At 55.0% G+C, this 9,436-nt stretch carries 6 protein-coding genes; 5 read left to right on the forward strand and 1 reads right to left on the reverse strand.

All coding sequences use genetic code 11. The features are described 5' to 3' along the window. From treY to KJB30_RS11360, 5 genes are all read left to right on the forward strand, one after another. The gene (gene treY, locus KJB30_RS11340) at positions 1-2,931 is read left to right on the forward strand and encodes a malto-oligosyltrehalose synthase (RefSeq protein ID WP_214299219.1); all 2,931 of its coding nucleotides are present in this window, start codon (positions 1-3) and stop codon (positions 2,929-2,931) included. Positions 2,932-3,019: 88 nt separating this feature from the next. Further along, entirely contained in the window at positions 3,020-4,633 is a 1,614-nt protein-coding gene (locus KJB30_RS11345; protein WP_214299221.1) for a DUF748 domain-containing protein, read from the forward strand. Between the two features lie 157 nt (positions 4,634-4,790). After that, positions 4,791-4,982, forward strand: coding sequence for a DUF6496 domain-containing protein (locus KJB30_RS11350; protein WP_214299223.1), 192 nt, complete (start codon positions 4,791-4,793; stop codon positions 4,980-4,982). Positions 4,983-5,031: 49 nt separating this feature from the next. Continuing rightward, positions 5,032-6,453 (forward strand): B12-binding domain-containing radical SAM protein, encoded by a 1,422-nt coding sequence (locus tag KJB30_RS11355; protein WP_214299225.1) that lies wholly within the window; start codon positions 5,032-5,034, stop codon positions 6,451-6,453. Positions 6,454-6,603: 150 nt separating this feature from the next. Further along, a complete protein-coding gene (locus tag KJB30_RS11360; RefSeq protein WP_214299227.1) occupies positions 6,604-7,674 on the forward strand; it encodes a type III polyketide synthase in 1,071 nt (356 codons plus the stop codon). Between the two features lie 75 nt (positions 7,675-7,749). Here KJB30_RS11360 and KJB30_RS11365 read toward each other — a convergent pair whose 3' ends face one another. Next, entirely contained in the window at positions 7,750-9,165 is a 1,416-nt protein-coding gene (locus KJB30_RS11365) for a B12-binding domain-containing radical SAM protein (RefSeq protein ID WP_214299229.1), read from the reverse strand. Positions 9,166-9,436 lie beyond the last annotated feature (271 nt).

Consider the following 9,436-nt stretch of genomic DNA (forward strand, 5'->3'; position numbering starts at 1 on the left):
ATGCCGCAGGCCAGCATACCGTGTGCAACGTACCGGTTGCAGTTCAACAAGGAATTCAAATTTTCCTCTGCACGGCTGATCATCGGCTACCTTCACGATCTCGGCATCAGCCACCTGTATGCCTCCTCCTATTTTGCGGCGAGGGAAGGGAGCATGCATGGCTACGATGTGGTTAACCAGAATGCGTTCAACCGTGAGATCGGCAGCGAGGAAGAATACAGGGAGATGGTTGCCGAGCTGATGCTGCATGGCATGGGGCAGATTCTTGATATTGTTCCCAACCATATGTGCATCGAAAGCGAAGAAAACATCTGGTGGATGGATGTGCTCGAAAGCGGCCAGAGCTCTCCCTATGCCCGCTTCTTCGACATTGACTGGATACCGGTAAAAAAGGAACTCACCTCCAAGGTGCTGCTTCCCTTTTTGGCGGATCAGTATGGGAAAGTTCTTGAAAAGGGAGACTTGCACCTGGTTTTCCGGAAGGGGGCTTTCTGGATCACCTATTTTCAGTTGCACATGCCGGTGGAGCCAAAGAGCTCTGTAAGAATCCTGGAACATCGCCTGGATGCCCTGCGGCAGCGCATGGCTGCGGATGATCCTGCTCTGATGGAATTGTTGAGCATTATCACCTCATTGCAGCATCTGCCCCTGCCCACGGAGCAGGATGCTGACAGAAGAGAAGAGCGCAGCCGGGAGAAGGAGGTCATTAAAAAGCGCCTTGGTCAGCTGTATGAGGAGAATGCAATTGTTGCCGTTTTCATACGGGATAATCTGGAAATCTTCAACGGCACCCGGGGGGATTCCCACAGCTTCGACCTGCTTGACGGCCTGCTCCGCGATCAGGTGTACCGTCTCTCCTATTGGCGGGTGGCAACCGAAGAGATCAACTATCGCAGGTTTTTCGATATCAACGGCCTGGCTGCCATTCGCATGGAGGATGAGGCGGTTTTCAAGGAAACCCATAAGCTCCTGCTGCGCCTGATCCGTGAAAACCTGATCACAGGCGTTAGAATAGATCATGTGGATGGGCTCTATGATCCTCTGTCCTATCTGAACAACCTGCAGAAGGAGGTCATTAGGGAAGCTTACTCTGCCGTATCTGTCGGTGCAGCTGCAGAAGGAGGTACGCAGGGACCCGAAGAGGCCGGACCTGTTGGCAAGCCGCTGTACCTGCTCTGCGAAAAGATACTCCTGAAGGGTGAACACCTGCCGGAGGAATGGCCGGTGCACGGCACAACCGGGTACGATTTCCTCGGTCAGGTCAACGGCATCTTCGTTGATACCGAAAATGCCAAAGCCTTTGACCGCATCTACAATCGCTTTATCGGCCGTGTAGCGGATTTTGCGGATGTTGTTTATGTCAGCAAAAAACTGGTCATGGAGGTTGCCCTCTCCGGAGAAGTCAACATGCTGGCCAATCGGCTCAACGCCCTTTCCGAGCAGAATCGTCAGACCCGCGACTTCACCTTGAACAGCCTTGCACGCGCCATCAGCGAAATGATCGCTTTTTTCCCCGTCTACCGCACCTATGTCAATTCCTGGACAATCCGGGAAAAAGACAGCCTGTACATCGAGACGGCCATAAACAAGGCGCGCCGTAAAAACCCTGCCATCAGTGTATCGATCTTTGATTTCCTGCGCTCGGTGCTGCTGCTCAAATGGCCTGAAGATGCCCCGGAAGGCATGCGGGCTGATTGGCTCAATTTTTCCATGCGCTTTCAGCAGCTTACCGGACCTGTCATGGCCAAGGGGATGGAGGATACCTCCTACTATCTCTACAACCGGCTGATTTCCCTCAACGAAGTAGGGGGCATGCCGGGGCGGTTCGGGTCCCCCCTGGAGGTATTTCACGGCCAGAACATGGAACGGTTTAAATCCTTCCCCCATTCGCTGGTAGCTACTGCCACCCATGATACCAAACGTGGGGAGGATGCACGGCTGCGTATCAATGTCCTCTCCGAGGTACCCGATGCCTGGCATGCCGCCCTGGTCAGGTGGACCCGTTTCAACAAGCGCAAATTCAAGCTCGTAGACAATCAGAGAGTACCGGATCACAACGAGGAGTATCTGCTTTACCAGACGCTGATTGGTGTCTGGCCGACTGGTTCCTTAAACCAGGAGGGGCTGGCGGATTTGCGTGCCAGAATAAGGGAATACCTTACCAAGGCGGTCAGGGAAGCCAAAGTCAACAGCAGTTGGGTAAGCCCGGATGTGGCCTATGAAGAAGCGCTGCTTGCATTCGCCGATGCCATTCTGGAGGATCTGCCCGACAATCAGTTTCTAAAGGATTTCCTTGCATTCCAGCAGATGATCGCCAGATGCGGCATGTATGGCTCACTCTCTCAGACGCTGCTCAAGATGACCTCGCCCGGTGTCCCGGACTTTTATCAGGGTACCGAACTATGGGATTTTTCCCTGGTTGATCCGGACAATCGAAATGCAGTCGATTACCGTATCAGGTGCAAGGCTCTGGTGGAGCTGAAATCCCGTGAGGCTGAAATTGGCCCCGTTCAATTGCTCAACGAGCTGCTGGAGAACTGGAAGGATGGTCGTATCAAGCTCTATTTGATCTTCAGATGTCTGAACTTTCGGCGGCACAATCGCAAGCTGTTTGATCAGGGCGCCTATCTCCCCCTGGAGGTGCGTGGAAGCCGGGCGAGACATATCTGTGCCTTTTCCCGGCAGTTAAACGGCAGCGGGATCATAGCGGTTGCTTCCCGTTTTTTCACCCCGTTCCTTATGCAGGATAAAATCGCCCCCTTGGGAGAGCAGGCATGGGCGGACACCCGGTTGATGCTGCCTTATGCAAAATCGTACCGAAATGTGCTCACCGGAGAGCTGCTGCATGCCACGCAAGGGGAGGGGGGAGCCAGGCTTGCCCTGGGGCAGCTCTTTTCAACCATTCCGGTGGCTTTGCTGGAAGCTGTTTGAACATGGACTCATAGGTCTGATAGGTCCTATAGGACCCAGAGGACTTAATAGGAAGGCTGGTGAAGTTTGCTTCACAATAGGAGTGACCATGAATGATTCACAGAAAAAACCCCGACCCACAGGCATACTGCATTCCAGGGTACTTCGCTGGGTTGGGGGCACTCTGCTCGTGTTGCTTCTGCTGCTCTTTATTGCCTCGTTTTTTCTGGATGAGCCGCTGAGAAAAATGACGGAACAAAAAGCGAACAAGGCGCTGAAAGGCTACTCTGTCCGCATTCCCAAGCTGCATCTACAGCTTATCGGCCTGACGCTCACACTTAAGGAGCTGAGCATTATTCAGGAAGCACATCCCGATCCTCCGGTGGCTGTGGTACCTTTGGTAAAACTGAGCGTCCACTGGCGCGAAATTTTTTCAGGAAAGCTGGTGGCGGAGATGTTACTCGATCGGCCACGGCTGCATGTGAACCTTCAGCAGTTGCGCACTGAAGCAAAGAGTGAAGTCAAGCTGAAGGAGCGCGGCTGGCAGGAAGCGCTGATTGCTGTTTATCCGCTTAAGATCAACCGGATAGAGATCAATAGCGGCGCCATCACCTACATTGACCAGGATCCGGCGCGGCCGCTTGTGCTGAGTGCCTTGAACTTCACAGCCAACAACATCCGCAATATCCATCTTCCCGACAAAGTTTACCCGTCGGAATTTCACCTGGATACGGCGATCTTCGGCTCGGGCCACGGGCGCATCGACGGCCGGGCCAATTTCCTGGGGGAACCGCATCTGGGCGCCAAGGCAACCTTTGCAGTGGAAAAAATTCCTGTTGATTACTTCAAACCCATGCTTGCGCGCTCTAATCTGGTCATAAAAAACGGATTGCTGACTGTATCCGGAAACACAGAATATGCTCCGACAATAAAAAAAGCCCATGTCGAGAATCTCGAAATCCGGGGAGTGGAGGTGGAATACATCTACTCTTCCGGAACGGCGGCAGCTCAAAAGAAAGATGTTGCAAAAGCGGGCAAGGCGGCCAAAAAGGCCAGCAACAAGCCGGATATCCTGTTGCGTATTGATAAGCTGCGCGTTCTGGAAAGCACCTTCGGCATGAAAAACGCCGACAGTGATCCCAACTATCGCGCCTTTATATCCGACACCAATCTAACCCTCACCAATTTGTCGAACCAGTTTGTCGAAGGACCGGCGGAAGCGCATCTGCAGGGCAAATTCATGGGTAACGGTCCCACCGATGCACGTGCCACTTTTCGGGCGGAGAAAAGTGGTCCCGATCTGGATCTGGCGGTGAAGATAAATGATACCCAGCTGACTTCAATGAACAACCTGCTGCGTGCCTACGGCAAATTTGATGTGACAGCAGGACTTTTCTCGTTCGTATCTGAACTGCACGTCAAGAACAGTCAGGTGTCAGGCTACATCAAGCCGTTTTTCAAGGACATGAAGGTGTACGACACACGCCAGGACAAGGAGAAGAGCCTGTTTAAAAAGATGTACGAAATGCTTGTGGGGGGCGTTTCCCAGCTGTTGCAAAACCAGCCTCGTGACGAGGTGGCTACCAAAACCGATATCTCGGGAAAACTCGACAAGCCACAGATAAGTACCTGGCAGACAGTTGTGGCATTGGTCAGGAATGCATTTTTCAAGGCAATACTGCCGTCGTTCGAGAGGGAAGCAGGGAAGACAGGTAAGGAATGAAGCCTGGAAGCACCCTCCCCCAGCCCTTTAGGCCCGTTGGGTCCTCCCATAAAGGGAGGGGAGCTTTTAACCCCCCTCTCCCCTCAGTGGACCCATAGGGCCTAAAGGAGAGGGGCGGGGAGAGGGGTGGTTGGGTGCCAAGCAAAGGGAGGACAAAATGAGCAAATATGGAAAAAAGGCTGAGGAAACAATCAGGGAAACAATGGAGAAATTCGGAAAGGGTGAACTGAAGAGCGGCAAGAGCGGCAAAAAAGTCACCAACCCGAAACAGGCTGTTGCCATCGGCATTTCGGAGGCGAGGGAAAAACGCGAGAAGGTACCTCCTGAGCCGCCTAAAAAGAAGAAGTAGCTATGGCTGGTGAAAAAGGCTGGAGCGGCAGGCGCCGTGGCGGCGGAGTATGAAGGTTCTACTGATCAGTACCAACCGCAATCCGCTGCCCATGCCGGTCATGCCGGTTGGGGCCTGCCTGGTGGCCCAGGCTGCGGAACGGGCAGGCCATGACGTACAACTGCTGGATCTGATGTTTGTGCGGGAGACGAAAGCTGCTATCCGGGATGCACTGGTACGCAATCCTCCCGATCTTATCGCCCTTTCGGTGCGCAACATCGACAACAATGCGATGACAGACCCGCATTTCTTTCTCCATGAACTGCGGGAACTCATGGGTGAAATCCGGAGTATGAGCTGTGCTCCCCTGGTCTTGGGGGGAGCAGCGCTGGGAGTCATGCCCGAGCAGATTCTGCGGTTCTGTCCGGCGCTGTGCTGTGTCACCGGAAGCGGTGAAACAGTATTTCCGCTGCTGCTGGAAAACATCTCGCGGAATGGCCCCCTGGAGGATGTACCTGGCATTGCCTGGCTGCATCAGGAAATCTTTCGAAAAAACAGGCCGCCCGCTGGTGCTCCCGGCTGTCATGTGCCCGACTATAACCGCTGGCTGGATGTTCCGGCCTACACCTCTCAACTGGCCACCTTCCCTCTTCAGACCAAGACCGGCTGTCAGTTCAATTGCGTCTACTGTACTTATCCGGTGATCGAGGGCAATGACTGCCTTCTCAAAGATCCTGATCGCGTGGCTGATGCCGTGTTCCGTCTGGCAGCGGCAGGATTTCGGGATATCGAGTTTGTGGACAGCATCTTCAACTCTCCTCGCGATCATGCCATGCAAGTGTGTGAAGCCCTGGCACGTGTGCGCCACGGAGCTCGCCTACAGTGCCTGGAGCTGAACCCGCTGCACTTTGATCATGAACTGGTGCAGGCCATGGAAAGGGCAGGGTTTAGAGGGATGGGCATAACCCTGGAAAGTGCTGCCGATCCTGTCCTGCAGGGGCTTCGTAAAGGTTTTGCCAGCAGTGATGTGCATCGGGCCGCCGCAGTAGTGAGAGACTGCAGCATTCCCTGTGCCTGGATCTTTATGCTGGGAGGTCCGGGAGAGACACGGCACACCGTGTGCGAAAGCATTGACTTTGCCCGCAGCCAGATCCGGCCCCGTGATGTAGCTTTTTTCAATATCGGCATTCGCATCTATCCCGGAACGGAACTGGAATCTATTGCCAGAAGAGAGGGGCTGCTGAAGCTTGACCGTCAGGAGATGCTGGAGCCGGTTTTTTACCTATCGCCGGAAGTGGACATGCCATGGCTAAAGCAGGAGCTGTCCAGAGCGTTAGCTGAGAACATGAATTTCATTTCAATGGATTCCCTGGGGCTTCCTTTTCTGCCCACTATTTACCGCACCGGAAAAGCACTGGGCATGCGGCCTCCGCTCTGGCGGTATACGCGGGTGGTGAGGCGATGCCTCAGGCTGGCCGGCATGGATGTGTGAGGTGATCTTTTTACCCTCCCCCAGCCCCTCCCATAAAGGGAGGGGAGCTTTTACACCCCCTCTCCCCTCAGTGGGAGAGGGCCGGGGAGAGGGGTGGTGATGTGCTTTTAATATTTTCCTCTGCCCTTCTGTGAAAATTAAGGAGAACCGATGGCTGAAGCCGCATATATCGCTTCCATCGCCTGTGTCGTACCCCCTTTTCGGCTGGACCAGAAGGTGGCCGCCGACCTGATCCGGGACAAGTTCAAGCAGCAGCTGAGCCATCGCGGCCAAGCCTGGCTTCGCGCCACTTTTTCCCATCCCGGAATCCGCACGCGGCATTTTGCCGTGGATGATCCGGCGCACATCATGGAGGAGACTCCCGACCAGCGCGTTGTCCGATTTACGGAACAATCGATCAATCTCTCCACGGAAGCTGGCCGGCTGGCTCTGGAACGGGCTGGCGTGGAGCCCGGGGAGGTGACCTGCCTGGTGGTAAATACCTGTACCGGATATATCTGTCCCGGCATATCTACCTACCTCATTGAGCGGCTGGGGCTTGCACGCGATGTCAGGGCTTTTGATCTGGTGGGAAGTGGATGCGGCGGCGCAATTCCCAACCTGCAGGTGTCCGAGGCGTTGCTTCAAACCCATGGCGGCTGTGTGGTCAGTGTAAGCGTGGAAATCTGCAGTGCTGCTTTTCAGATGGATAACGACCTGAGCCTGATCCTTTCCAATGCCCTTTTTGCCGATGGCGCTGCCGCTGTTGTATTGCGCCATGAGCCGCAAGGGCTGGAGATTGTTGCCTCAACAGGGCGCTATGCCCCGGAACAGCGTGAGGCCATTCGCTTTGTGCACAGGAACGGTCAGCTGCATAACCAGCTCTCCACCGAGCTGCCTGGAATGGTGAAGCAGGCTGCGGCCGGGGTGGTGTCTAACCTTCTGGCAGAAGCGAGGCTGGGGGTGAAAGACATCTGCCATTGGGCCCTGCACACCGGCGGCGACAAGATCATCGGTGCAGTGGGCAAGGAGATCGGGCTGGCCGAAGGGCAGTTGACAGCTACCCGCAGTATATTGTCAGAGTACGGCAATATGTCATCGCCGACGGTATGGTTCGTTCTTGAGGAGTTGCTGAGAGGTGGAGCATCGCCTGGTGAGCTGTGTGTGATGGTTGCGTATGGGGCGGGGCTTTCGGCACATGCATGTCTTTTGAGGCTGGTCGGAGTGACTTCTTTTTATTGAAGGACTTAAAAACAAGTTTCATGTGTCTTATTGGACCTATAGGCCCCCCTAGTCACCCGTCCCCCGTCCCTGTTGTCAAAACGAATGCCGCGATCGAAACGGATCTCCGGTGAACCATCCCCTGAAGTAATCCACGCTGTTCAGCAGTACCCGCAAGGCTCCCTTTTCACGATGTTTGACGAAGTAGTTTTCCTTGAACAGAGCGGGGGAACAGAAAAGCTTGATGTTTTCCCAGTTCATCAGCCGGTTGAGCTGGTTTCTGGTCAGGTGGCGGGTGCGTACATTGCAGGTGAACCCGGTGTATCTGCTCAAGTCGTCGGGATTGGTGACCAGGCCGGCATCGAGCAGTTGCTGCCGAATACGGGTGGCGGGGTAGGGTGTGACGCACTGTACGACCGGCAGATCGATGCCCAGTTTTTTTGCAGAGCGGAACAGGTTGCGAATATCTTCGCGGGTGTCATCGGGATTGCCTACGATGAAACCGCCCATCACAGCGATGCCGTGTCTGCGCAGCTGCAGTACGGCCTGTTCGGTCTTCTCCAGGATATCTCCCTTGCGAAACATGGCCAGAGTTTTTGCCTGGACCGACTCAATCCCCAGGAACACCAGTTTGAAATTGGCCCGGGCCAGTGCAGGGATCAGCTGGGGATCAGCGGTTATTCCTGCCACCGACGCCTGCACCAGGTATTCCATGCCGGTTAAACCGCGTGCGATGATGGCTTCGGCCAGATTTTTGAAACGGACAGGATTCAGAGTGATGTTGTCATCCACCAGCAGCACGGTTTCCGTGCCGCGCCGCTGCACCTCTTCCAGATCGGTGATGACCCGCTCAATGGCATGGCAGCGGAAGCTCGAACCATACATGCCGGTAATCGAGCAGAAGGTGCAGGACATGGTGCAGCCGCGCGAGGTTTCCACGCAATCCATCTTTTTGTTGAAGTAGGTGAAATTATCCAGCACACGTGCATTACGGTTCGGCAGCGGAAGCTGTTGCAGAGGCAGGAGTGAGTCGGTCGGGTTATGGATGAAGGTCCCGTTTTTGGACCATGAGACTCCTGGCACCTCTGCCGGCTCCCGATTCCGCTCCAGGGCCATCACCAGAGCCGGCAGTGCCTGCTCGCCTTCCCCCCGGATCAAATAATCGAAGGGCACGCTGCTCCCCTCGCCAAGTTCCGTCGCGGTCAAAGTAGCATGATAGCCGCCAAGGACGATCTTTGCTGCCGGAGCTGCTTCACGGCAGATATGCATGACCTGCACTGCGCTGGCATACTGGAAGCTCATGCTGCTGACGCCGACCAGATCGGGTTGAAAGGTGGACAGATACTGACGCAGCCAGGAGCCGATTTTTTTGTGAACCAGCACCAGGTCGACAATCCTAACATCATTCCCGTCAAGGCCGGCAGCCATGGAGCAGAGTCCAAGGTTTGGAACTGTGATGATGCGGTGGAAGTTGTGGGCCGCGTCAGGCATGGCCAGCAGAAGGATTTTCATAGCCCAAGTATAGCAGGCCACAGTGGAACGTCATCTGTGGCGGGTTGTCTTCGTGGGAAATGGTGCTAGTATGGCGGGCACCACCCCTCTCCCCGACCCTCTCCCACTGAGGGGAGAGGGGGCTTAAAGTCGTCAGGGCCTGAAAGAGGGTCGGGGGTCTCAAAGCTCCCCTCCCTTTATGGGAGGGGCTGGGGGAGCAACTGTGTTAGGTGTCAAGAGGTGTTATGTGTGTTGCATGAAATTCGGGTCCCACGGCACCATGTTTTTCAGC

Source organism: Pelotalea chapellei, from assembly GCF_018531195.1.
GTDB lineage: Bacteria > Desulfobacterota > Desulfuromonadia > Geobacterales > Pseudopelobacteraceae > Pelotalea > Pelotalea chapellei.

What these genes read in the sequence shown, in the direction of transcription:
- treY (WP_214299219.1), top strand. Translation starts at nt 1, where the DNA reads ATGCCGCAGGCCAGCATACCGTGTGCAACGTACCGGTTGCAGTTCAAC.
- KJB30_RS11345 (WP_214299221.1), top strand. Translation starts at nt 3,020, where the DNA reads ATGAATGATTCACAGAAAAAACCCCGACCCACAGGCATACTGCATTCC.
- KJB30_RS11350 (WP_214299223.1), top strand. Translation starts at nt 4,791, where the DNA reads ATGAGCAAATATGGAAAAAAGGCTGAGGAAACAATCAGGGAAACAATG.
- KJB30_RS11355 (WP_214299225.1), top strand. Translation starts at nt 5,032, where the DNA reads ATGAAGGTTCTACTGATCAGTACCAACCGCAATCCGCTGCCCATGCCG.
- KJB30_RS11360 (WP_214299227.1), top strand. Translation starts at nt 6,604, where the DNA reads ATGGCTGAAGCCGCATATATCGCTTCCATCGCCTGTGTCGTACCCCCT.
- KJB30_RS11365 (WP_214299229.1), bottom strand. Translation starts at nt 9,165, where the DNA reads ATGAAAATCCTTCTGCTGGCCATGCCTGACGCGGCCCACAACTTCCAC.